The sequence below is a fragment of the Achromobacter sp. RTa genome (assembly GCF_000757485.1).
GTDB lineage: Bacteria > Pseudomonadota > Gammaproteobacteria > Burkholderiales > Burkholderiaceae_B > Achromobacter.
On record NZ_JPYO01000006.1, the window covers coordinates 49468 to 73515 of the forward strand.

The following is a 24048-nucleotide window of genomic DNA, read 5'->3' on the forward strand; positions in this document are numbered from 1 at the left end:
GATCCTGTCGACCTGCGTTGCACGGTCAAGGCCATCAAGGCGGAAATGGTGATGACGGGCCTGTCGGGCGCGCCAGCCCCGATGGGGGATTGCGCCCTGGTCGAAGCCCAGGGCATCGAGATCGCGTTGACCTCGGTGCGCAACCAGGCCATCAACATGGATCTCTTCACGCAGCTGGGCTGCAATCTGGCCGCCAAGCGGATCGTGGTGGTCAAGTCCGCCCAGCATTTCCATGCCTCGTTCTCGAAGGTCGCCCGCCACATTATCTATGTTGGCGGCAAGGGCGTCGCGACGCCCGACTGGAAGACCCTGACCTATCGCAACATCCGGCTGCCCAAGTGGCCGCTCTAAGACCTTGCCGGCGCATCATGCCGGCGAATCCACCATCAAGATGGGAGCCTAGCGCGATGAAGAAACGTCTGCTTTGCCTGTTTTCGACGGCCACGCTCGGCCTGGCCTGCACTTTTGGAGCCGTGCCCGCGCAGGCGCAAGCCAAGACCCTGCGAATCGTGCCGCACGCCGACCTGAAGGTGCTGGATCCGACCTTCACCACCGCGTACATCACCCGCAATTTTGGCTACATGGTGTACGACACGCTGTTCGCGATGGACTCGAACAGCAAGCCGCAGCCGCAGATGGTCGAGAAGTACGAGGCCAGCGACGACAAGAAGACCTGGACCTTCACGCTGCTGCCTGGCCTGAAGTTCAGCGACGGCCAGCCGCTGACGACCGCCGACGTGATCGCGTCGCTGGAACGCTGGTCCGCCCGCGACAATATCGGCCAAGCGATCACGCGCGCCGGCGGCAAGTGGGAGGCGTTGGACGACAGCCGCTTCAAATTGACGCTGGCGCAGCCCTTCGACCTCGTGCTCGACGGCCTGGCGAAGGTGTCGAGCTATCCGGCGTTCATCCTGCCCAAGCGGCTGGCTTCCCAGCCCGCCAACCGTCCGTTGACCGAGGTCGTGGGTTCCGGTCCCTATGTCTTCAAGCGCGACGAATGGGTGCCTGGCAGCAAGATCGTGTTCGAGCAGAACCCGAACTACATCGGCCCCAAGGCGCAAGCCGATGGCCTGGCTGGCAACAAGACGCCGCACATCCCGCGCGTGGAGTGGCGCGTGCTGCCGGACTCTAATAGCGCCACCGCCGCGCTGACCAATGGCGAAGTCGACATGATCGAGCAGGCGCCGGCGGATTATATCGACGCCCTGCGCGGGAACAAGAACGTCAAGATCGGCGTGATGGAGCGTGCCCAGGGCTACATTATTCTCAACCAATCCATGCCGCCCTTCGACAATCCGAAGGCGCGCCAGGCCATCGCGCACCTGGTCGATCAGGACAAGTTCACCGCCGCCATGGGCTACCCCGACGACCTGCGCATGAAGTACTGCGCCACGGTCTTCATCTGCGGCGGGCCCAATGATACGACCGCCGGCGCGGCGCCCTATGCCAAGGCCGATCCAGCGCTGGCCAAGAAAATGCTGGCCGAAGCCGGGTACAAGGGCGAGAAGGTGGTGATTCTGCTGCCCACCGACCTGGCCTATCTGAATTCCGCTACTCTGGTCGCCATCCAGGCCCTGCAGGACATCGGCGTCAATCTCGACATCCAGTCCATGGACTGGGCAACGCTGACCGCCCGCCGCGCCCGCAAGGAGCCCATCGACAAGGGCGGCTGGAACATCTTCCTGTCGGCCGCGTCCGAGTTCAACGTCGACTCGCCGATCAGCAACACCTATCTGGGCGCGGTGTGCGGCAACAGCCTGCCGGGCTGGCCTTGCGACAAGAAGCTGGACGAGCTGCGCGCCCAATGGATCGCGGCCACTAGCTCCGACGAACGCAAGAAGGTCCTCGACCTGTTCCAGGAGCGTGCCTATGAAGCCTTTCCCGCGATCTCGGTGGGCCAGTATTCGAGGGCATTCGCCTCGCACAACAGCCTGAAGAACGCGGACAAGATCTGGAGCCTGCCGAACCTCTGGGTGCTGGACAAGTAGTCCGCCGCCGGCCTTATCGATACGCGAGACAACTATGGGTTACATCATTCGGCGGGTGCTCGCCATCGTGCCTGTCATGGCCGTGGTCGCGGTGATCGTCTTCCTGTTGATCCACCTGTCGCCTGGAGACCCGGCGGCGCTGATCGCCGGGGATTTCGCTTCCGCGGAAGACATCGCCAAGCTGCGCGTGGCGCTGGGCCTGGACGAGCCGTTGTGGCGGCAGTTCGGGCTGTGGGCCGGCAAGCTGCTGCAGGGAGACCTGGGAACGTCCATCTTCACTCACGTGCCGGTGACGCAGCTGCTGGCGCAGCGCGTGGAGCCCACGTTATCGATCGCTGCGCTCACGATGTTGGTTTCGATCCTGGTGGCGGTGCCGCTGGGCGTGCTGGCCGCCTATCGGGCCGGCACCTGGATCGACCGCTTGGTGATGCTGTTCGCGGTGCTGGCGTTCTCCGTGCCGGTGTTCCTGGTCGGCTACCTGCTCATCTACGGCTTTGCCATCAAGCTGCAATGGCTGCCGGTGCAGGGCTACGTCAGCCTGTCCGAGGGCGTCGGCCCCTGGCTGCGCAACCTGACCCTGCCCTGCATCAACCTGGCGCTCGTATACATCGCCCTGATCACGCGCATGACGCGCGCCACGGTGGTCGAAGTGCTGCACGAGGATTACATCCGCACGGCCCGCGCCAAGGGCCTGGCGGTGCTGCCCGTGCTCGAGCATGCGCTGCGCAACGCTGCCATCCCCATCGCCACAACGGTGGGCGTCGGCATCGCGTTGTTGATCGGCGGCGTGGTCGTGACCGAGACGGTGTTCGCCATCCCCGGCATCGGCCGGCTGGTCATCGACGCGGTCCAGCACCACGACTACCCGGTGATTCAGAGCGTGCTGTTGCTATCGGCCGGCACTTACGTGCTGATCAATCTGCTGATCGACCTCAGCTACCGGCTGTTCGATCCGCGTATCCGCTACTGAGCCGCCGCAGGGAACAATCATGTCCGAAAGCTCGATTTCCACCAACGCATCCGGCGCGCCCATCGTGCTGCACGAGGCGCTGAGCGCCAGCGGCCGGCGCTGGCGCTGGATGCGCAAACACCCCACCCTCATCCTCGGCCTGTTGCTGCTGTTGATCGTGGCGGGACTGGCGATCGCCGCACCTTGGATCGCCACGCACAACCCCATCAGCATCAATCCCCTGCAACGTATGAAACCGCCATCGGCCGAGCATTATTTCGGCACGGACGCGCTGGGCCGCGACGTGTTCAGCCGCGTGGTCTGGGGCGGCCGCGTGTCTCTCGTGGTCGCCATCGTGGTGGCGCTGATCGCCACGGCGATGGGCGTGGTGCTCGGCCTGATGGCGGGCTTCGTGCGCTGGGCCGATGCGATCATCATGCGCATCATGGACGGCATGATGGCCATCCCCGACATCCTGTTGGCGATCGCCCTGATGGCCGTGATCCGCGCCAGCCTGACCACCGTGATCATCGCCATCGCGATTCCGCAGGTGCCGCGCGTGGTGCGGCTGGTGCGTTCGCTGGCGCTGACGCTGCGTGAGCAGTTGTACGTCGAGGCTGCCCATGCCGTGGGAACGCGCCTGCCCGTGATCCTGCGTCGCCATGTGCTGCCCAACATGGTCACGCCGCTAGTGGTGCAGGCCACCTTCATCGCCGCGACCGCGGTTTTGACCGAGGCCGTGCTGTCGTTCCTGGGCGTCGGCGTGCCGGCCCAGGTGCCCAGCTGGGGCAACATGATGGCCGACGCCCGCAACTACGTGGCGGTGGCGTTCTACACCATCCTGTACCCGGGAATCCTGCTGGCCATCACCGTGCTGGCGATCAACCTGATGGGCGACGGCTTGCGCGATGCGCTCGACCCCCGCCTGACCAATCAACGCTAGGGCCTGCGAACAGGCCCTAGGAGGACGCCATGGCATCATCTCCCGCCGCCGCCGTCGCCCCAGGCGACGTGCTGCTAGAAGTCGACAACCTGCGCACTTACTTCGATACCGTCTCGGGCACCGTGCGATCGGTGGACGGGGTTTCCTACCAGGTGCGGGCCGGCCGCACGCTGGGCGTCGTGGGCGAATCCGGCTGTGGAAAGAGCGTTACCGCGCTGTCTATCCTGCGGCTGGTTCCCACGCCGCCCGGGCGCTACGCCGGCGGCCAGATCCGTTATCGCGGCACGGACCTGCTGGGCCTGACGGAAAAGCAGATGCGCCAGATCAGGGGGAACCGGATATCGATGATCTTCCAGGAGCCCATGACCTCGCTGAATCCCGTGCTGACGGTGGGCCGCCAGATCGCCGAGACGGTCATGCTGCACCAGAAGCTGGGGCGCCGGGACGCCTACCGGCGCGCCGAGGAAATGCTGCGCCTGGTGCAGATCGCCGAGCCAGAGCGGCGAGTGCATGAGTATCCCTACCAGCTGTCGGGCGGCATGCGGCAGCGCGTGATGATCGCGCTGGCCCTGGCTTGCAATCCCGAGGTGCTTATCGCCGACGAACCGACGACCGCGCTGGACGTGACCATCCAGGCGCAGATCGTCGACCTGTTGCGCAGCCTGCAGAAGAGCCTGGGCATGGGCATCGTATTGATCACCCACGATCTGGGAGTGGTCGCGGAATGCTGCGATCGCGTGGCGGTGATGTATGCCGGCCGCAAGGTCGAGGAGGCGCCGGTGACCGAGCTGTTCGATCGGCCTTCGCACCCGTACACGCGCGCGCTGATGGCTTCGATGCCCTCGATGAACGCTTCCACCCAGCGGCTGGCTGAGATTCCTGGCATGGTGCCCGCGCCCAGCGAGCTCGGCAAGGGCTGCAGCTTCGCTCCGCGCTGTGCCTTCGCAACCGAGCGCTGCCGCGTCGAGGCGCCGGCGCTGGCCGAGTATGGCGCCGACCATGTGGTGGCGTGTCACGAAGCGGCGCGCGTCGCCGCGCAACCCGGCCCCCATGCCGCCGCCGCCCTGACCGGAGCCCAAGTATGAGCGTCCGCAACAAGTCCGTCTCCGTCCCGGCGTCCACTCCCCTGTTGGACGTCCGTGATCTGAAAATGCACTACCCTGGCGCAGGCGGATGGTTCAAGCCCCGCCGCAAGGTTATCCAGGCCGTGGATGGCGTGTCGTTCTCCGTGGCGAAGGGCGAAACCCTGGCGTTGGTGGGCGAGTCCGGCTGCGGCAAGACCACGACCGGAAAATCGGTACTGCGGCTGATCCAGCCGACCTCGGGATCGGTCCGGCTGGAAGGCGAGGAGATCCTGGCGCTGACGCCCGAGCAGATGCGCAGCCGCCGGCGCGACATGCAGATCATTTTCCAGGACCCATACGCATCGCTGAATCCGCGCATGACGGCGGGAGATATCGTCGGCGAGCCTCTGCAGAACTTCCCGGGCCCGGGCGGGCGGTCCCGGCAGGATGAAATCGCCTGGCTGTTCAGCAAGGTAGGTCTGCGTCCGGAGGCGATGAAGAAGTTTCCCCATGAATTCTCCGGCGGGCAGCGTCAGAGGCTGGGCATCGCGCGTGCGCTGGCCCTGCGGCCCAAGCTGATCGTTTGCGACGAGCCGGTATCCGCCCTGGACGTGTCGGTGCAGGCGCAGGTGATTAACCTGCTGATGGACTTGCAGCAAGAGATGGGCATCGCGTACCTGTTCGTCGCGCATGACCTGGCGGTGGTGCGGCACATCAGCCATCGTGTGGCTGTGATGTACCTGGGCCGCATCGTCGAGGTCGCCGACCGCGATACGCTGTTCTCGCGGCCGCTGCACCCCTATACGGAAATCCTGCTCTCGGCGGTTCCGGTGCCGGATCCGCACAAGCCCGCGCAGCGCAAGCTGCTGCAGGGCGATCCTCCCAGCCCGGCGAACCCGCCCAGCGGCTGCCGCTTCCACACGCGCTGCCCGCTGGCGCAACCCATTTGCAGGGAGAAGCAACCGGCGCTGGCCGACCGGGCCGCAGGCGTGGCCGCCGGGCAACACTGGGTGGCGTGCCACTTCCGATGAGCCGGCCGAGCCTGCTGGCGGGCCCGCTGTCGGAAGATCCGGTCTTCGGGCAGCCGATAGCCGCGCTGCAGGCGGCCATGGCGGCCGGAAGCCTGAGCGCCGAGGAGCTGGTCCGCTGCTACCTGGCGCGGATCGCCGCCCATGACCAATCGGGGCCGGCGCTCAATGCCGTACTGGCCCTGAACGGGCGGGCGCTGGACGAGGCGGCCGCGCGGGACGGGGAGAGGAAGCGCGGCTCCGTGCGAGGCCCCTTGCACGGTATTCCCATCCTGTTCAAGGACAATATCGATACGGCAGGCATGCCGACCACGGCGGGTTCGCTCGCCCTGGCGCAACGCCGGCCACCGCGCGACGCCGATGTCGTGCGGCGCCTGCGCGAGGCTGGCGCTATCGTGTTGGGCAAGACCACGCTGCATGAGCTGGCCTGCGGCATCACCAACGTATCGTCGTTGTCCGGCCGCACGCGCAATGCCTACGACGCCGGACGCGTACCCGGAGGCTCAAGCGGTGGCAGCGCCGTGGCAGTGGCGTCGAGCTTCGCCGCGGCGGCGATCGGCTCGGATACTAGCGGCTCGATCCGCATCCCGGCGGCCTTCAATCAGGTCTGGGGGCTCCGGCCAACGGCTGGACGATGCAGCACGATTGGCGTGGTGCCCTTGTCACCCACGATGGACACTGTCGGGCCGATGGCGCGCACGGTGGAGGATCTGTCGCTGCTGTGGTCCGCGATGGCGGATCCGGCGGGAGCGCCGGACGACGGACGCACACCGGGCGGGAGATGGCGCATCGGCACGTTGGAGACCCTTTTCGGCAAGACGGCGGACGAACGGGATGTGAGCGTCCAGGTGCGCGCGGCACTCGGACAATGGAGCAGTTGCGATGCTTGCGTGTCGCCCGTCGGCTTGGCACTGGACGATGAACGGCTGATCAAGGCTAACGTTACGGCTTACGAATTCCGCGACGCGTTGAAGGCTTGCCTGCGCGACGCCAGACTGGTCGTGAGCAGCCTGGCGGATATTCTGGATGGTGGTTATCCGCATGCAGAAGTGCTGGCGATATTGCGCCAGCGCGAGGCGCAACGGGATTCGGGTGGCCGCTTTACCGCGTTGGAGCATGCCAACGGCCTGCGCGGCGAAGTGCTGGCCGCGCTGGATAGCTTGGGCCTGGATCTGCTGGCCTATCCCAGCATGCGCCGCGGGCCCGTGCTGCTGGGCGAGGCGCAAAGCGGAGGCAATGGGCTGCTGGCTGCCGTGACGGGCTTGCCGGCCTTGAGCGTGCCAGTCGGGTTTTCCGCGTCCGGCGTTCCGGCGGGCCTGGAATTGCTGGGCCCGCCCGGCAGCGAGGAGATGCTGTTGCGGGCGGGGAGCTGCCTGACGAGGGCATTGCAGCAGGGAATCAGTCCCAGGCGGCGGCCAGGCCCTCCGGGCTGACCTCGCGGCCATTGCGTTCCAGCGCGGCGATTTCAGCCATGTCTTCGGCAGTCAGGCGCAGTTGCCTGGCCAGCAGGTTGCTGGCCAGGTTGTCGCGCTTGGTCGACGAGGGGATCACCGCGTAGCCCAGTTGCAGCGCCCAGGCCAGCGCGACTTGCGCGGGCGTGGCGTCATGGCGCTGCGCGATCCGGCCGATGACCGGATCCTTCAGCACCTTGCCATAGGCCAGCGTCATGTACGAGGTGACGTGGATGCCCTGCTCCTTCAGGAAGGAGGTAAGCGTGGCGTTCTGCAGATAGGGGCTGAGCTCGATCTGGTTGGTCGCGATCTGGTCCCTGCCCACGGCCGCGATGGCTGCGCGGGTTTCGGCGATGGGGAAGTTGGAAATGCCGATCTGGCGGGTCAGGCCCTGCGCCTTGGCGTCGGCCAGCGCCGTCATGAACTCCTCGATCGGCACGCCGTTGCCCGGCGCCGGCCAATGGATCAGCGTCAGGTCCACGTAGTCGGTGCGCAGCCTGGCGAGGCTGTCCTTCAGGCTGGGCGCGAGCTTGCCGCGGCCGTAGTTGGGAACCCAGATCTTGGTGGTGAGAAACAGTTCGTCGCGGGATACGCCGGATTCGGCGATCGCCTGGCCGACCCCTGCTTCGTTCTCATAGATCTGCGCGGTATCGATGGCGCGGTAGCCCACGTCCAGCGCGTTGCGCACCGAGTCGATGACGGCCTGTCCTTGCAGGCGGAAGGTGCCGGCACCGAAAGCGGGAATGCTCATGTAAAACTCCTGGCGGTTCGTTCGATCAGGCGGAAGTGCCTGGAATGCGCTCAGTGTGCCCGCGCGATCCTTGCAAAAAAAGTCCCATATCGGAGAAAGACTTTTGATATAAGTGCAATTATGAAGACGACGCTCGACGAAATGCAGGTCTTTATCGCTGTTGTGGACAGCGGTTCCATCACTGCTGCCGCAGACGTGCTGGGCCAGACCGTCTCGGCCGCCAGCCGCGCCATGAGCCGGCTGGAGGAAAAGCTGCAGACCACGCTGATGCGCCGCACCACGCGCCGCCTGGCGTTGACCGAGGAAGGCAGCGCCTACCTGGAACAGGCCCGCAAGATCGTGGCCGCGGTGGAGGAAGCCGAAGAACTGATGAGCCTGCGCCGCAACCAGCCGGCCGGGCTGCTGCGGGTGGACGCGGCGTCGCCTTTCATGCTGCATGTGGTGGTTCCGCTGGTGCCGGGCTACTGTCGCCGGTATCCGCAGGTGGAGCTGGAACTCAATAGCAATGAAGGCAACATCGACCTCATCGAGCGCCGCACGGATCTGGCGATCCGCATTGGGCGGCTGAAGGATTCGTCGCTGCACGCCGTGCCGCTGGGCAGCAGCAGGGTGCGCGTGCTGGCCAGCCCCGGCTATCTGGAGAAACACGGCACGCCCAAGAGCGTGGCGGACCTGGCCTCGCATACCCTGCTCGGGTTCAGCCAGCTGGAAGCGCTGAACGAATGGCCGCTGCTGGATGCCTCGGGCCAGCCGCTGCGCGTGACGCCCGCCGTGAAGTCATTCAACGGGGAAACCCTGCGGCAACTGGCGCTGAACGGAGCGGGCATCGTGTGCCTGTCCGATTTCATGACGCACGGCGACCGGAAGACGGGCGCCTTGCGGCAGCTTTTCTCCAGGCAGACCCTGGAGGTGAGGCAGCCGATAAACGCGGTGTACTACCGCAATACCGCGATCTCGTCCCGCATCAAGTCCTTCATTGATTACATGGCGGGGGCGCTGGGGCCCCGCGGATTCGAGTAACGGAGCGCCGTCGCATGCGAAATCTGGATTTCACTTCCTGGCAAGGCCTGCTCTCGACGTTGCTGGGGCTGGCATTGATTACCCTGATCGGCGTCGGAGTCCGTTTGCTCGTCATGCAGACGATCCAGCAGCGCCGCGCCCGCGAGAACCGGCAGATCAATGAACGCCTGCGCACGTTGATCGCGGCGTACAAGACGCTGGGCGGATCGTTCACGGGCAATCTGGCGGTGGATCCGCGGCATCTGCGGGACTTGCGGCGCGAGGAGGCCAGCGCCGGGGCAGAAGGCGAACCCGTGCCGCTGCGGCCCAGCGGGGACCGCGCGCGCCGCATGCGCGACGCGACGGAAGCCGCGCTGTCCGACATCATCCTGCTGGGCACCGAAGAACAGGTCAGGCTCGCGGCCCAGGCGGCGTCCGACCTGGTGGCGGGGCGTCCGGTGCACACCGCCGAACTGGTGGTGTCCCTGCGCGAATTCATCCGCCGGGTGCTGGACCTGGAGCCGGTGCCCGCGGAGTTGAGCATTCCCCGGCAAGGCCCTGTCCGGCCCTCTTCGTCGGCGCGCGGCAAGGGCGACGGCGGCGCGAAATCCGGCGGTGGCGGGGGCGGGGGCGGGGGCGGCGGCGAAGGCGGCGCGGGCGCCGGTGGCGGCATGATGATGGGCGTGACCCTGGACCACGACCGCCACCCTACGGTGCGTTCGAGGATTCGTAGACCAGCGTTGCCAGCGTCAGGTCTTCCAGCGCGCTGCCCACGGCCTTGAATACGGTGATTTCCTGGTCGTCGTGGCGGCCTTGCAGCTGGCCCGCGGCAAGCTGGTGCAGATTGCCCTTGATGTCTTCCCGCGTGAGCACGCCGGCTTCGAAAGCGGACAGCAGGTCGCCGGACTTGGTGGGCGCCTCGTCGGTGTCCACATAGACGCTGGTGCCGTCGAAGCAGGCCGCGTCGGTTTCGCGCATTTCGGGCTTGAAGCTGCCGATCAGGTCCAGGTGGACGCCCGGACGCAGCCAGGCGCCCCGGATCAACGGCACGGTGGACAGCGTGGCGCAGCTGATGATGTCGGCCTGGCGCGCCGCGCCTTCCAGGTCTTCCGTGGGCCGGGCATCGAAGCCCAGTGCGCGCAACTGCTCCGCCAGGCGTTCGGCGCCGGCGTGCCGGACGTTCCACACCAGCACGCGCCTGATGGGGCGCACGGCGCGCATGGCCTGGGCGACCAGGCCGGCGATGCGGCCCGATCCCACGATCAGCAGCGTGCTGGCGTCCGCGCGGGCCAGGTAGTCCGCGCCCAGCGCGGCCGCGCCCGCGGTGCGATACACCGTGACGACGTCGCCGTCCACCTGGGCGATCGGCACGCCGGTGGTGGCGCTGTACAGGTTGTAGGTGGCGTGCAGGCCCGGCAGGCCCTGATGCGTGTTTTCGGGAAAGATATTGATGATCTTCACGCCGAAATAACCGCGGTCGCTCCAGGCCGGCATGATCAGCGACGTGCCGTGCGCATTGCCCGACTGGATGGCGTGGACGTGGCGCGGCGGCACCGTGGCGCCGTCGCGGAAAGCGTCACGCAGGGCGGGAATGACGGCGTCGAAGGACAGGGCGTCGCGGGTCTGTTCTGTGTCGATGAAGCGCATGGGATCCGGGTCGGTTTCGAGCTGGGCTGCGGGCAGTCTAGCAGCGCGGGAGGCGGAGCGAGCTTTGGGGGACCGCGCGAAGGGCCGCGGCGGGCTATCAATCTTTGCGCAGGCGTCATAACACCCCGTTATCGGGTGTGCGCGCCGGGGGGCTTTCTGAATTCCGAAAATTCCTTTCTTTTCAAGTGTTTGTGCGGAATTCGATGCAAGGCGCCCGAATCGCTTCATAGTGGATTTCCCTGGGTCCACGACGCCGGAGGGCGCTGGCATTCTTCGACGACCGTAGCGTTCGGACGCGCAAAGAGGGGTAGTTTCATGCCGAGTTCAGTTCATCCCGTCACAGGAAGGCCTTTGCCGGCCTGGCTAGCCCGCGGGCGGCTTTTCGCAATCGGAGCGTGCCTCGCATGATCCGGCAATTGCTAAACCGCCTCACGATTTCGCTGCCGGTTCTGCTGGGTGTGGTGGTCGTGTGCTTCGTGCTCCTGCAGGTCGCGCCGGCCGACCCCGCCGCCGTGATTGCCGGCCCCACGGCAACGGCCGACGAACTGGCGCAGGTACGCCAGGAGCTGGGCCTGGACAAACCGATGGCCTACCAACTGTCGTTGTACATGTGGCGTTTGCTGCACCTGGACCTGGGCCGGTCGATGATTTCCAATGTGCCGGTGATCGACGAGATCGCGGGCACCATCGGGGCGACGGCTGAACTGATGCTGGCCAGCGTGGTCTGGTCGATTCCGCTGGCGATCCTGCTAGGCACGCTGGCCGCCTATCGGCGCGGCAAGCTGATCGATCGCTTCGTGATGACCCTGTCGGTCGTGGGCGTGTCGTTGCCGGTGTTCTGGGTCGGCCTGCTGCTGGTGCAGCATATCGGTGGCGCAGGCATCCTGCCCTATATCGGACGCAATGGTCCGATCTGGACCTTGGCGGGGCTGGAATCCATCGCGTTGCCGGCGCTTACCTTGGGCTCGGTGTTGATCGGACCTGTGGCCCGCATTACACGTACCGCCGTGATTGAAACGCTCAGCGGTGACTACGTGCGTACGGCGCGAGCCAAAGGCGCGGGTGAGCGCCGGGTGGTACTGCGCCACGCCTTGCGCAACGCGCTGCTGCCGATTGTGACGCTGGTCGGGCTGCAGGTGGGCAACCTGCTCGGCGGCGCGGTGGTCACCGAACAGATCTATTCCTGGCCGGGCGTGGGACGCATGGCCGTGGGCGCGATCTTCGCGGGCGACTTCCCGCTGGCTCAGGGCGCGATCCTGGTGACCGCGCTGGGCTTCATCGTTATCAACCTGATCGTGGACCTGCTCTATGGCTACCTGGATCCGCGGGGACAAAAATCATGAGCGCAGGGACCACATCTTCGCTGGGCGGCTTGCCGCCCCAGGTCATGGCCACGCCGTTGGCGCGCATCGCGTCGCGCTTGCGCCACGATCCCATTCTCCTGCTATCGCTTCTGGCTGTGATCTCCATCGTGCTGATCGCCGCGTTCGCGCCATGGCTCGCGCCGCACGATCCCTACTCGACCAATATGGCCATCGCCCGCAAGCTGCCGGGCTGGACGTCGCCTGATGGCGTGAGTTATCTGCTGGGCACCGATGTGCAGGGACGCGATATCCTGTCCCGCATCATCTACGGCATTCGCGCGACGCTGATGCTAAGTGTGCTGGCGGTGATCGGCGGATCGGGTATTGGCGCCATCCTGGGTATTCTGGCTGCGTACTACCGTCCGCTAGAAGGCGTGATCATGCGCGTCGTGGACGTGCTCCTGTCGTTCCCCGCGATCCTATTCGGCCTAAGCCTGTCCGCGCTGCTCGGTCCCGGCACTTTGAGCATGGTGCTGGCGCTGGGTGTATCCGCCATTCCCGGTATGGCGCGCATCGCACGCGGCTCGGCCATGGTGGTGATGAAGCAGGAGTACATGGAAGCCGGCCACGCCATGGGCTTCGGCAACTTCTATCTGATCACGCGCTACCTGCTGCCCAATTGTTCGTCGATGTTGATGATCTATGCCACGCTGCAGCTTGGCCACACGATCCTGCTGGGTTCCGTGCTGTCGTTCCTGGGGCTGGGTCCGCAGCCTCCCTTCGCCGAGTTGGGCAGCATGGCTGCCGACGGCCGCAAGTTCCTGCAGATATTTCCGCACATCTCGACCATACCCACGATGACTATTTTCTTCATCGTGCTGGCGTTCAACCTGCTGGGCGACAGCCTGCGCGACGCGCTGGATCCCAAGCTGCGGTTCTGAGCCGCGGCGCGCTTGACCTTACAACAGACCAACTCCGGGGAATTGAAACCATGAAGATCATCAAGGGCCTGGCCTTCGCGCCGTTCGCATTGACCTGCCTGCTGGCCACACCGGGGCTCGCGCTCGCCCAGTCCGGAAAGACTGTTTTGATCCTGCGTGAACTCGACACAGATAAGTACGACCCCCACCGCACCACCGCGCGGGGCGCGGCCGAGGTACTGTTCATGGCCGCGGACACAATGGTAGGCCTGGACTATGACATGAAGACGCCGGTGCCGGCCCTGGCCAAGAGCTGGACTGTGTCGCCCGACGGCCTGACCTACACCTTCAACCTGCGCGACGACGTCACGTTCTGCAGTGGCAGGAAAATGACCGCCAAGGACGTGGTGGCCAGCTACGAGCGCTGGCTGAACCCGGAGACCAAGGGACTGGAACGCTGGCGCGCGGGCCCGGTGGACAGCATCACGGCGCCCGACGACGCGACCGTGGTCTACAAGCTGAAGAAGCCCTACAACGAGCTGCTGCGGCAGATGGCGCACTACATGCACTCGGTCATCAACATCGACCAGGTCAAGGAACTGGGCCAGGACTATGGCGTCAAGGCCTTCGACGGCACCGGCCCGTACTGCTTCCAGAGCTGGTCCCCGCGCAACGAAGTCGTGCTGACCAGGCATGCCGGCTACAACTGGGGGCCGGCCATCTACAAGGATCCGACGCCCAAGGTCGACAAGATCGTCTGGAAGATCGTGCCCGAGGAAAGCACCCGCCTGACCGCGCTCCAAAGCGGCCAGGCCGACCTCTCGCGCTACCTGCCGCAATGGGCCATCAAGGACCTGAAGGCGGACAAGCGCCTGTTCGTCAGCAAGGCGGATCCGTTCTACTGGACGTTCTTCCTGGGCTTCAAGATCGACAAGCCGATGCTGACGGACGTGAACGTGCGCCGCGCCATCAACCTGGCCATCGACCGCAAGGCGCTGACGGAAGCCATCACTTTCGGCGAGGCGGTTCCCGCCACCAGCATGCTGGCCACCAGCACGCCCGCCGGCAAGAACGAGGCCTATCGCTACGATCCGGACGCCGCCAACAAGCTGCTGGACGAGGCCGGCTGGAAGAAGCAATCCGACGGCTACCGCTACAAGGACGGCCAGCTGTCGTTGCTGCACTACGGCATCACCGGCTACTGGAAAGACATCATGGAGGCCGTGCAGGGCGACATGAAGAAAGTGGGCGTGGACCTGCGCGTGCAGCTATTTGATTCGACCTCGGCCTGGGGCAAGCTGGCCACGCAGGAATTCGACGAATTCAGCATGAGCTTCGGCTACATGAGCACGGGCGAAGCGCTCAACAGCTACTTCCTGTCCAACAGCATTCCCACGCCCAACCGCATGAACTGGAAGGACGCCGAGACCGACCGCTGGCTGGGCGAAGGCAGCGAGGCGCTGGACGCCGCGGCCGGCGACGCCATCCTGTCCAAGGCGCTGACCAAGATCTCCGACGGCGCCGCGTGGATTCCGCTGTACCACGACTCCCTGTACCTGGTGGGCGGCCCGCGCATGAAACCCATGCGCGCGCACGGCATCTTCGGAGCCGCGGCCTACAAGGGCCTGGACATCGAACTCAAGTAAACCGCACAGAGAGCCATCCGTGAGCGACGCCAATCAAGCCCGTACCACCCAGATCAAGAACCTCGCCACCCTGGTGGCGTGGGACGCGGAACTGGGTTCGCATGTCTATATCGAGAACGCCGACCTGGTGATGCGCGGCGGCACCGTCATCCATGCCGGCCCGGGCTATTCGGGGCCGGCCGACACCGTGGTGGAGGGCGGCGGCCTGATGGCGATGCCGGGCCTGGTCAATATCCATACCCATCCCTCCTCCGAGCCGGGAAATCGCGGCCTGCTGGAAGAGCTGGGCAGCGACAAGCTGGGCCAGAGTTCCCTGTACGAATACATGCCGGTTTTCCGCATGGGCATCGAGACCGCGCAGTACGCCAACCAGGTGGCGGTGGCCGAAATGCTGCTCAGCGGCGTGACCACGTTCGTGGACATGTCGCTGCCGCGCCCGGGCTGGGCGGACGTGGTGGCCGCCACCGGCATCCGCGGCGTGCTGGGACCCATGTTCCGTTCCGCCGCCTGGCGCACGCCGGATGGCCATTCGGTGGAATACGCCTGGGACGAAGCCGCCGCGACCAAGTCGTTCGAGGCCGCGCTGGACGTCGTGGACAGCGCGGTCGGGCATCCCAGCGGCCGGCTGAGCGCGATGCTGTGCCCTTCGCAGGTGGATACCTGCTCGCCGGAACTGCTCAAGCAGGCGCAGGCGGAAGCCCGGCGCCTGGGCATCCCGATGCAGATCCACGCGGCGCAGAGCGTGGTGGAGTTTTCGGAGATGACGCGCCGCCATGGGCGCACGCCCATCGAATGGCTGGACGACCAGGGCCTGCTGAATGGCGACCTGATCATCGGCCACGGCATTTTCCTGAACGATCATCGCGCGCTGTACTGGCCGCATGCGGACGACTTCGGCCTGCTGCAGCGTTCGGGCGCGCACGTGGCGCACTGTCCCACCGTGTTCGCCCGCCGCGGCATCGCGCTCAGCTTCCTGGGCCGCTACCTGCGCGCCGGCATCAACGTCGGCATGGGCACCGATACCTTCCCGCACAACATGCTCGACGAAATGCGGCTCGCCTGCTATGTGGCCCGCCTGCAGGCCGGCCATTTCCGCGCCGCGTCCACCGAAGAGGTGTTCAACGCGGCCACGGTGAACGGCGCCCGCATGCTGGGCCGCGACGATATCGGCCGCATCGCCGTGGGCGGCAAGGCCGATTTCTCGCTGGTCGACCTCTCGCATCCCTATATGCGTCCCGGCCGCGAGCCGCTGCGCAGCCTGATCTACTCGGCGGGCGAGCGGGCCGTCCGCGATGTGTACGTGGACGGCTCGCTGGTCGTGAAGGACGGAAAACTGCTCACCATCGACATCGAGCGCGCGATGCAGGAGGTGGAGCGCGCCCAGGCGCAGACGATCGCAACCGTGTCGCAGCGCGACTATGCCGGCCGCGGCATCGACGCCATGTCGCCGCGCGTGTTCCCCACCCGCGCCTGACGGAGAAACCCGATGAGCGAAACCTTACTGGCGGTCGAGGGCCTGAGCGTGGAGTTCGGCTCGCGCGCGCAGCCCTACCGCGCCGTGAAGTCCCTGGACTTCACGATCGGCCGCGGCGAAACGGTGGCGCTGGTGGGCGAGTCCGGTTCCGGAAAGTCGGTCACGGCGCTGTCCATCCTGCGCCTGATCGAACGCGCCGGCGGCCGCATCGCCGCGGGCGCCGCGCGCTTCGTGCCGCGGGACGGCCGCGAGGTGGATCTCTTCGGCCTTGCGGAATCCGAGCTGCGCCGCATCCGCGGCAACGAGATTTCGATGATCTTCCAGGAGCCGATGACTTCGCTGAATCCGGTGATGACCGTCGGCGACCAGTTGGCCGAAGTCTATCTGCTGCACCAGGACATCTCGCGCCAGGAGGCCTGGGCGCGCGCCCAGGCCATGCTGGTCGCGGTGAAGATGTCGGAACCGGAGCGCCGGATGACGCAGTATCCCGGCGACCTGTCCGGCGGCATGCGCCAGCGCGTGATGATCGCGATGGCGCTGGCCTGCCGGCCGCAGCTTCTGATCGCCGACGAGCCGACGACCGCGCTGGACGTGACGGTGCAGGCCGAGATCATCGACCTGATCCGCGACCTGCAGCGCGAGGTGGGCATGGCGGTGCTGTTCATCACGCACGACATGGGCGTGGTGGCCGAGATCGCGGACCGCGTGGTGGTCATGCGGCATGGCGACAAGGTGGAGGAGAACTCGACCGTGGCGCTGTTCGATGCACCCGGGCAGCCCTATACGCGCGACCTGCTGGCCGCCGTGCCCAAGCTGGGAGACGGTTCGCCGGACGAGGCCGCCGTCCAGGGCCGTCCTGCGGTGCTGGAGGTCTCGGGCCTGGCCAAGCGCTTTCCCGTGAAGACGGGCGCCTTCGGCAAGGTGGTGGCGAACGTGCATGCGGTGGAGGGCGTGTCGTTCGATCTGCGGGCCGGCGAGACGCTGGCCCTGGTGGGCGAATCCGGGTCGGGCAAGTCGACCACCGGGCGCCTGCTGATGAAGCTGGTGGCGCCCACCGAAGGATCGATCCGCCTGGCGGGCCAGGACATCACGCATATGCCGCCGGACCGCATGCGCGAGATGCGGCGCCATATCCAGATGATCTTCCAGGATCCATACGCTTCGCTGAATCCGCGCCTGCATGCCTGGGACCTGGTGAGCGAGCCGCTGAAGGTGCATGGCGGCTTTACCCGCGATCAGCGCCGGGAGCGCGCCGCGCAGTTGCTGGAGCGCGTCAACCTGCCGCGGGAGTTCCTGGACCGATACGCCCACCAGTTCTCGGGCGGCCAGCGCCAGCGCCTGTGCATCGCGCGCGCGCTGAGCGTGAATCCCAAGATCATCGTGGCCGACGAGCCGGTGTCGGCGCTGGACGTGTCGGTGCAGGCGCGCGTGATCGAATTGATGAAGGAGCTGCAGGCCGAGATGGGACTGTCCTACCTGTTCATCTCGCACGACATGGCGGTGGTGGAGAAGGTCAGCCACCGCGTGGCGGTCATGTACATGGGCCAGATCGTCGAGATCGGGCCCACGCAGGAAGTGCTGCACCGGCCGCGCCATGCGTATACGCAGCGCCTGCTGTCGGCGGTGCCGGTGCCCGATCCGGCGCGCCGCCACCAGCGCGCCGTGCGCGCCGCGCGCGAGATCCCCAGCCCCATCCGCAAGGTGGGCGACAACCCCCAGGTGGCGAAGCTGGTGCAGGTGGCCGCCGGCCACTACGTGCAACAGGCGGCCTGACCGCCCGCCGCTTTCAGGCGCGGCTGAAAATCCTGCCCACCGCCATCCCCACGGCGGCCTGGGTGGGCTCCACCACGGGCACGCCGCAAGCATCCTCCAGCCGGCCGCGCAGGTCCGCCATGCCGGCGCAGCCCATGATGAGCGCGTCGGCGCCGTGCGCGTCGCGCAAGGTCCTGCCCACCGCCGCCATGCGCTGGAACGCCAGTTCGGCGTCGGCCAGCTCGCTTACCTTCATGTCCAGCGCCAGTTCGCCGCAGATGCGGTCGGCCACGCCCATCGCGCGGAAATAGCGCAGGTGGCGCGGAATGGCGGCGCCGGCGATGGCGATCACGCCGATGCGCGCGGCCATGCCCATGGCGGTCAGCACCGAACATTCCCCGATGCCCAGCACCGGCACCGGCACCAGGTCGCGCAGCCCGTGCAGGCCGGGATCGCTGAAGCAGGCCACGATGAAGGCGTCGGTGCCGGCGGCCTCCTGCCGGACCAGCCGGGCCAGGGGCGCGATGCTGGCATCGGCTTCCGCCTGCGTCTGGATGCCGGCGGGGCCGTCGGCCGAGGTCAGGCAGCGGAACTCCAGCGGCAGGCGGCGGAACGGCGCCACCGCGCGGTCGATGGCCTCGGTGACCTTGGCCAGGGAATTGGGATTGACGAGGGTGATGCGGGCGTTAGGCACGATTGAGTAGAATCCCTGCGAAAGAGGCGGGCCGGCGCCATGCGCGCACCGCCCAGGTCTAGAGGAAAGAAAGCAGCATGTCGGAATTACCGGGAAAGGTCCGGTCTGGGCCGCTGAACCTGCGGCAGATCGAGGTGTTTCACGCCATCATGATCACGGGCTCGCTCAGCGCCGCCGGGCGGTTGCTCCACGTGACCCAGCCGGCCATCAGCCGGGTGCTGGCGTCGATAGAGCTGCGCCTGGGCTATGCCTTGTTCGAGCGGTTCAAGGGCCGCCTGCATCCCACCAAGGAGGCTCGCAAGCTGTTTCAGGAAGTGGAGTCCATCCAGGCGGGGGTCAATCGCCTGAACGACATGGCGGCCGGCCTGGCGGGCCACGGCGGCGGCCTGGTCAGCGTGGTCTCCAGCCCCAGCTTCGGCGAATGGCTGATTCCGGCGGCGACCGCGAAATTCTGCGCCCGCAATCCCGGCGTGCGCATCCGCTACCGGCCCTTGGGCATGGACGCGCTGCTGCCGCAGTTGCTGCTGGGCCACGCGGATATCGCGATCTCCACGTTCAAGCCCGAGCATCCCAATCTGATCACGAGCGAACTGGCGCAAGGCGAGATCGTCTGCGTGCTGCCCGCCGGCCATCGCCTGGCGCGCGAAAGCGTGATCGAGCCGGCGATGCTGGCAGGCGAGATGCTGGTGGGCTACGGCCGCGATACGCCGCTGGGCGAGACCTTGTGCGACTATCTGGATCCGTTGGGGCAGGAGTTCGTCCCCGCGATCGAAGTGCGCTCGTCCCAGACGGCGTGCTCGTTCGTGCGGCAGGGAGTCGGCATCGCCCTGGTGGATTCCTACGGTCTCACGGATGCCTTGATGCACGGCATCGTGGTGCGGCGCATCGAGCCTGCGATCGCGCTTTCGGTGCACGTGTCTCATTCCCGGATCGAACCTCCGCCGTCCATCGCCAAGGCGTTCCTCGCCCAGTTTTCCCAGATCGTCAAAAAGGAGTTGCCTGCGATGACGCAGGCAATCGTCAAGCGAGGCTAGCCCGCTTCGGGCACGGGCAGCGGCTCGCCGGCGCCGGTGCGCTCGATGATCAGCCTGTAGTGCTGCGGACTGCGGTGCTTGGCGAAGTTGAAGACGTGGTCGCGGAAGGTCTGGCCCATGCCCAGGTCGATGCGCGCCGTGATCACCTCGTCTTCCTCGCCGCTGGAGCGCGCCACGATCTCGCCCGAGGGGGCGACGATCATCGAGCTGCCGATCATGTGGTGGCCGTCCTCGTGGCCGCACTTGGCCGCGGCGCCGACCCAGACCGCGTTCTGGTAGGCGCTGGCCTGCAGCACGATCTCGTGCGTCGTGGTGCGCAGGTGGGCGGGCTCGTTCCAGTGGATGTTCAGGGACGGGGTGTTGTAGCCCAGCACGATCAGTTCGGCGCTTTGCAGCGACATCACGCGGTAGGTCTCGGGCCAGCGGCGGTCGTTGCACAGGCACATGCCGATCTTGACCTCGTCGGTTTCCCAGACGCCGAAGCCCAGGTCGCCCACCTCGAAGAACTTCTTTTCCAGGTGCTGGAACGGCGCGTCGACCTTGTGGTCCGAATGGCCGGGCAGGTGGATCTTGCGGTACTTGCCGATGATCTTGGCGCTGCGGTCCACCAGGATGGCCGTATTGAACTGCCGGCCCTCGGGCGTCAGCTCGGCATAGCCCAGATAGAAGCCGATGCCCAGTTCGCGGGCGGTGTCGAACAGCGGCTGCACGTCGGCGTTGGGCATGCTTTTTTCAAAGTAGCGCTCGACCGCCTCCGCGTCTTCCATCCAGTAGCGCGGAAAGAAGGTCGTCAACGCCAGTTCCGGAAAGACGACGAATTCCGCCTGCCGGGCGGCTGCCTCGCGCATCATCTCGACCAGGCGGCGGACGACCGCCGCGCGGCTGTCGGCCAGGTTCACGGCGCCCATCTGGGCGACCGCCAGGCCCATTTTGCGGGAGGGGGTTGCGTTGCTCACGATGTAAATCTCCAGGTGTTCTTGTCGCTGTGGATTGAGTGCCGTGCGCCGTGCTCTACGGTTCGATCACGGCCGGGAAAATCTTGCGCAGCAGGGCGGCGCGCGGACTGATCTCGCGCGTCTTCTGCAGCGGCGCGGGCAGGCCGCGGGCGATGAAGCGGCCGCGGCCGCGTTCGGCCCGCAGCACGCCGTCGTCGACGATGACCTCGCCGCGGCTGATCACCGTCGTGGGCCAGCCGGTCACCTGGCGGCCTTCGTACGGGGTGTAGCCGACGGCGTCGTGCAGGCCGGCGGCGCGCAGGGTCACGGTCTTTTCCGGATCCCACACCGCGATGTCGGCATCGGCGCCGACCGACAGCGTGCCTTTCTTCGGATGCAGGCCGTACATGCGGGCGTGGTTGGTGGAGGTCAGCGCCACGAACTGCTGCAGGCTCAGGCGGCCGCTGCGCACGCCTTCGGAGAACAGCAGCGGCATGCGGACTTCCAGGCCCGGCAGGCCGTTGGCGATCTGCTTGAACGTGGTGGCGTCGCCCGCCGGAAGCTTGCCGGATTCGTCATAGCGGTACGGCGCATGGTCGGACGACAGCAGGGCCAGGGTGCCGCTGTCCAGGCTTTGCCACAGGGCCTGCTGCGACACCGGATCGCGCGGCGGCGGGCTGCAGCAGAACTTGGCGCCTTCGACGCCGGGGATGTCGATGTCTTCGGCCGTCAGCAGCAGATAATGCGGGCAGGTTTCGCCGTATACGGGCGCGCCCAGCGTCTGCGCGGCGTGGATGGCCTGCGCGCCGCCTTGGGTGGACACATGCACGATCAGCACCGGCACTTCCAGCACCGCGGCCAGGCTGATGGCCCGCTGCGTCGCCTCGCTCTCCGCGATGGGATCGTGGCTGACGGCATGGTATTTGGGCGCCTTGTGGCCGGCCGCCAGGAGGTGGCGCGCGATCCAACTGATCACATCGTTGTTCTCGGCGTGCACCATCGGCAGCGCGCCTTCGCGCGCGGCGATGGCGAACACGTCCAGCAACTGCCTGTCGTCCAGCTTGAGCTTGTCGTAGGTCATGAAGACCTTGAACGAGGTGATGCCCGCGCGGATCAGCTCGGGCAGGTCGCGGTTGAGCGTGTCGGGCGTGGGGTCCGAGACGATCAGGTGATAGCTGTAGTCGATCACGGATTTCTCGGCGGCCGATGCGGCATAGGCGTCCGCCACCTGGCGCAGCGACTGGCCGCGATGCTGGGCGGCGAACGGCACGATGGTGGTGTTGCCGCCATAGGCCGCGGAGATCGAGGCGCTGTGCCAGTCGTCGGCGCACAGCACGCCCATGCTGGACAACTGTTCCACATGGCAATGGCTGTCGATGCCGCCAGGCATCACCAGCCGGCCCGTGGCGTCGATGGCGCGCCGGCCCGCCGGCAGCTTCGCGGAAACCGCGGCGATGGCGCCGTCCACGATGCCGATGTCGCCGATGAAGTCGGCCTCGGCCGTGACGATGCGGCCATTGTGCAGGGTCAGATCGAAGTCTGTCATGGGAAGTCCGAGCGCATGAAGGGGCAGGCCGGGCGCGCGTCGCGGCGAGCCCGGCGGAAGGTGCAAGCATGCATGCGTACGCGGAAATCCGAAACCTGGCCGCGGCCTCGCTCGGCGCCGGGGGCGGCGCCCGGGAATTTCCGCTAAGGCCCTGATTCGACGGACTATTTGGAGGGGCTGGGCAAACCGTCAAGGCGCCATGCATAACGCTGGATCATGGGCGCTGTGCAAAGTTTTATATCGGGTTTCCCCGCGCCCGCGGGGCTCAGAGCGCCTTGAAGGTCTTGAGATGGATGCTGGTTTCGGTGGCTGCGATGCCCTTGAGGGTGCGCAGGCGGTCCAGCACGTCGGACAGCTGGTCTATGGTCGGGACGCGCAGCTCGGCGAGCAGGTCCCAGCGGCCGTTGGTGTCGTGCAGGCTCGCCACGCTGGGCTCGCCCATCAGCAGATTCACGATCTTGCGCGTTTCGTGGCCTTCGACGGCGATGCTCATCCACGCGACGATGTCCTCGGTCTCGACCTCGGGACGCAGGCGCACGGTATAGCCGAGGATGATGCCCCGCTCCTCCAGTTTCTGGATGCGGTTGTCGATGGTGCCGCGCGAGACGTCCAGTTTTTTCGCCAGCGTGGCGACGGACATGCGGGCGTTGGCGCGCAATAGGCCCAGCAGGTTCTGATCTAGCGTATCCATTGTGAAAAGTGCTATTTGTCGCTGTCAGAATGTCAGGATCTTAGCGTTTTGTGTGGATTGTTGTCACTAGGAATTGGTTTGCCCGTCCTCCAGAATTTCCTTTCCATAACTCGGGGAGAAATGAATGACGACGCTGCTTTCCACTTCCGATGTTGCGAAGATCGTGGCCCTGCAAGGCCCGCAACAGGTATTTTCCAGCTTGCTGGACTATGTGCTGTCGGACTTTCTTCGATGGCAGGAATTCGACAAGAGTGCGCGGGTGGCCAGCCATTCCGCGACCGGTGTGATCGAATTGATGCCCACTGCCGACAGCGATTTCTACAGCTTCAAGTACGTGAACGGCCATCCCGGCAATCCGCAGTCCGGACTGTCCACCGTGATGGCCTTCGGCGCGCTGGCGCGGGTCGCGACCGGCGAGCCGCTGCTGATCAGCGAGCTGACGCTGACCACCGCGCTGCGCACGGCCGTGACGTCGGCGCTGGCGGCGCGTGCGCTGGCGCGGCCAGGCTCGCGCAAGATGGCCTTGATCGGCAACGGCGCGCAGAGCGAATTCCAGGCGCTCGCCTTCCACTACATCCTGGGTATCGATACGCTGCACGTCTATGACGTGGACGCAGGCGCCACACGCAAGCTTGAAAGCAATCTGGCCTCGGTGCCCGGCTTGCGCGTGGTGCGCTTCGGCAGCACGGCGGAAGCCGTCAAGGGCGTGGACATCGTCACCACGGTGACGGCGGACAAGGCGTACGCCACCATCCTGACGCCCGATATGATCGAGCCCGGCATGCACATCAACGCCGTGGGCGGGGACTGCCCGGGAAAGACCGAGCTGCACGCCGACGTGATGCGCGCGGGACCGGTGTTCGTGGAATACGAGCCGCAGACGCGCATCGAGGGCGATCTGCAGCAGATGCCGGCGGATTTTCCCGTGACGGAACTGTGGCGCGTGCTGACGGGGCAGGACGCCGGCCGCCGGCGCGCCGATGAGGTGACCGTTTTCGATTCCGTGGGTTTCGCGCTGGAGGACTTTTCGGCGCTGCGCTGGCTGCGCGACACGGCCATGCGGCACGGCATAGGCTCCCGCATCGAGGTGGCGCCGCGGATGGCCGACCCGAAGAATCTGTTCGGCATCGTGCCCGCCGCCCGGACTGCTTCTCCCGCCCTCGTCCGCGGATAGCCGGCCCCGGCGGCGGGCCGGGGCCGAACCGTATACTGGCCCCCTTTATGTTTGCAGA

22 protein-coding genes are annotated in these 24048 nt (G+C 66.4%); 16 read left to right on the forward strand and 6 right to left on the reverse strand.

Features of this window, described 5'->3' with window-relative positions; translation table 11 throughout:
• The 7 genes from JL37_RS03245 to JL37_RS03275 form a co-directional block, all read left to right on the forward strand.
• Positions 1–351: MlrC C-terminal domain-containing protein (locus JL37_RS03245; RefSeq protein WP_043541960.1), on the forward strand; the 351-nt coding region annotated here is incomplete at its 5' end.
• Between the two features lie 56 nt (positions 352–407).
• Positions 408–1988: an ABC transporter substrate-binding protein gene (locus JL37_RS03250; protein WP_043541962.1), complete on the forward strand. Its 1581-nt coding sequence runs from the start codon at positions 408–410 to the stop codon at positions 1986–1988.
• 34 nt (positions 1989–2022) lie between these two features.
• Positions 2023–2958, forward strand: coding sequence for an ABC transporter permease (locus tag JL37_RS03255; RefSeq protein ID WP_043541964.1), 936 nt, complete (start codon positions 2023–2025; stop codon positions 2956–2958).
• A gap of 19 nt (positions 2959–2977) precedes the next feature.
• Positions 2978–3880, forward strand: a complete 903-nt coding sequence (locus tag JL37_RS03260) for an ABC transporter permease (RefSeq protein WP_043541965.1) — start codon at positions 2978–2980, stop codon at positions 3878–3880.
• A 29-nt stretch (positions 3881–3909) separates the two neighbouring features.
• The gene (locus JL37_RS03265; RefSeq protein WP_043541966.1) at positions 3910–4965 is read left to right on the forward strand and encodes an ABC transporter ATP-binding protein; all 1056 of its coding nucleotides are present in this window, start codon (positions 3910–3912) and stop codon (positions 4963–4965) included.
• Positions 4962–5975: an ABC transporter ATP-binding protein gene (locus JL37_RS03270; RefSeq protein ID WP_043541967.1), complete on the forward strand. Its 1014-nt coding sequence runs from the start codon at positions 4962–4964 to the stop codon at positions 5973–5975. Before JL37_RS03265 ends, JL37_RS03270 begins: the two co-directional genes overlap by 4 nt.
• Positions 5972–7405: an amidase gene (locus JL37_RS03275; protein ID WP_052096824.1), complete on the forward strand. Its 1434-nt coding sequence runs from the start codon at positions 5972–5974 to the stop codon at positions 7403–7405. Before JL37_RS03270 ends, JL37_RS03275 begins: the two co-directional genes overlap by 4 nt.
• On the opposite strand, the gene dkgB is transcribed toward JL37_RS03275, so the two are convergent.
• A complete protein-coding gene (dkgB, locus tag JL37_RS03280) occupies positions 7371–8174 on the reverse strand; it encodes a 2,5-didehydrogluconate reductase DkgB (protein ID WP_043541968.1) in 804 nt (267 codons plus the stop codon). The two genes, JL37_RS03275 and dkgB, sit on opposite strands and share 35 nt — an antisense overlap.
• Positions 8175–8294: 120 nt before the next feature.
• Between dkgB and JL37_RS03285 the strand changes: the two genes are divergently transcribed.
• Positions 8295–9194, forward strand: a complete 900-nt coding sequence (locus JL37_RS03285) for a LysR family transcriptional regulator (RefSeq protein ID WP_043541969.1) — start codon at positions 8295–8297, stop codon at positions 9192–9194.
• Between the two features lie 14 nt (positions 9195–9208).
• Positions 9209–9955, forward strand: coding sequence for a hypothetical protein (locus JL37_RS03290; protein WP_231570281.1), 747 nt, complete (start codon positions 9209–9211; stop codon positions 9953–9955).
• On the opposite strand, the gene JL37_RS03295 is transcribed toward JL37_RS03290, so the two are convergent.
• Positions 9882–10820 (reverse strand): ornithine cyclodeaminase family protein, encoded by a 939-nt coding sequence (locus JL37_RS03295; RefSeq protein WP_043541971.1) that lies wholly within the window; start codon positions 10818–10820, stop codon positions 9882–9884. The genes JL37_RS03290 and JL37_RS03295 overlap by 74 nt on opposite strands.
• A 404-nt stretch (positions 10821–11224) precedes the next feature.
• On the opposite strand from JL37_RS03295, the gene JL37_RS03300 reads away from it, so the two are divergent.
• Genes JL37_RS03300 through JL37_RS03320 form a run of 5 tightly spaced genes read left to right on the forward strand, consistent with a single transcriptional unit; the run spans position 11225 to position 17937 of the window.
• Positions 11225–12163, forward strand: coding sequence for an ABC transporter permease (locus JL37_RS03300; protein ID WP_043541972.1), 939 nt, complete (start codon positions 11225–11227; stop codon positions 12161–12163).
• Positions 12160–13065: an ABC transporter permease gene (locus tag JL37_RS03305; RefSeq protein ID WP_043541975.1), complete on the forward strand. Its 906-nt coding sequence runs from the start codon at positions 12160–12162 to the stop codon at positions 13063–13065. The genes JL37_RS03300 and JL37_RS03305 overlap by 4 nt, the downstream gene beginning before the upstream one ends.
• A gap of 50 nt (positions 13066–13115) precedes the next feature.
• A complete protein-coding gene (locus JL37_RS03310; protein ID WP_043541976.1) occupies positions 13116–14690 on the forward strand; it encodes an ABC transporter substrate-binding protein in 1575 nt (524 codons plus the stop codon).
• A gap of 19 nt (positions 14691–14709) precedes the next feature.
• Positions 14710–16164, forward strand: a complete 1455-nt coding sequence (locus JL37_RS03315; RefSeq protein ID WP_043541978.1) for an amidohydrolase family protein — start codon at positions 14710–14712, stop codon at positions 16162–16164.
• Positions 16165–16176: 12 nt separating this feature from the next.
• Positions 16177–17937: an ABC transporter ATP-binding protein gene (locus JL37_RS03320; RefSeq protein WP_043541979.1), complete on the forward strand. Its 1761-nt coding sequence runs from the start codon at positions 16177–16179 to the stop codon at positions 17935–17937.
• Between the two features lie 13 nt (positions 17938–17950).
• Here JL37_RS03320 and JL37_RS03325 read toward each other — a convergent pair whose 3' ends face one another.
• Complete coding sequence (locus JL37_RS03325) at positions 17951–18610, reverse strand: aspartate/glutamate racemase family protein (RefSeq protein WP_043541980.1); 660 nt, start codon at positions 18608–18610, stop codon at positions 17951–17953.
• A 77-nt stretch (positions 18611–18687) separates the two neighbouring features.
• Between JL37_RS03325 and JL37_RS03330 the strand changes: the two genes are divergently transcribed.
• Entirely contained in the window at positions 18688–19644 is a 957-nt protein-coding gene (locus tag JL37_RS03330; protein WP_043541981.1) for a LysR family transcriptional regulator, read from the forward strand.
• Here the strand turns inward: JL37_RS03330 and JL37_RS03335 are convergent.
• From JL37_RS03335 to JL37_RS03345, 3 genes are all read right to left on the reverse strand, one after another.
• Complete coding sequence (locus tag JL37_RS03335) at positions 19641–20573, reverse strand: N-carbamoyl-D-amino-acid hydrolase (RefSeq protein ID WP_197064572.1); 933 nt, start codon at positions 20571–20573, stop codon at positions 19641–19643. The genes JL37_RS03330 and JL37_RS03335 overlap by 4 nt on opposite strands.
• Positions 20574–20655: 82 nt before the next feature.
• Positions 20656–22125, reverse strand: coding sequence for a dihydropyrimidinase (gene hydA, locus JL37_RS03340; RefSeq protein WP_043541983.1), 1470 nt, complete (start codon positions 22123–22125; stop codon positions 20656–20658).
• Positions 22126–22390: 265 nt separating this feature from the next.
• Entirely contained in the window at positions 22391–22816 is a 426-nt protein-coding gene (locus JL37_RS03345) for an Lrp/AsnC family transcriptional regulator (RefSeq protein ID WP_043541984.1), read from the reverse strand.
• A gap of 124 nt (positions 22817–22940) precedes the next feature.
• Here JL37_RS03345 and JL37_RS03350 point away from each other — a divergent pair, with 124 nt between their 5' ends.
• A complete protein-coding gene (locus tag JL37_RS03350; RefSeq protein ID WP_043541985.1) occupies positions 22941–23990 on the forward strand; it encodes an ornithine cyclodeaminase in 1050 nt (349 codons plus the stop codon).
• Positions 23991–24048 lie beyond the last annotated feature (58 nt).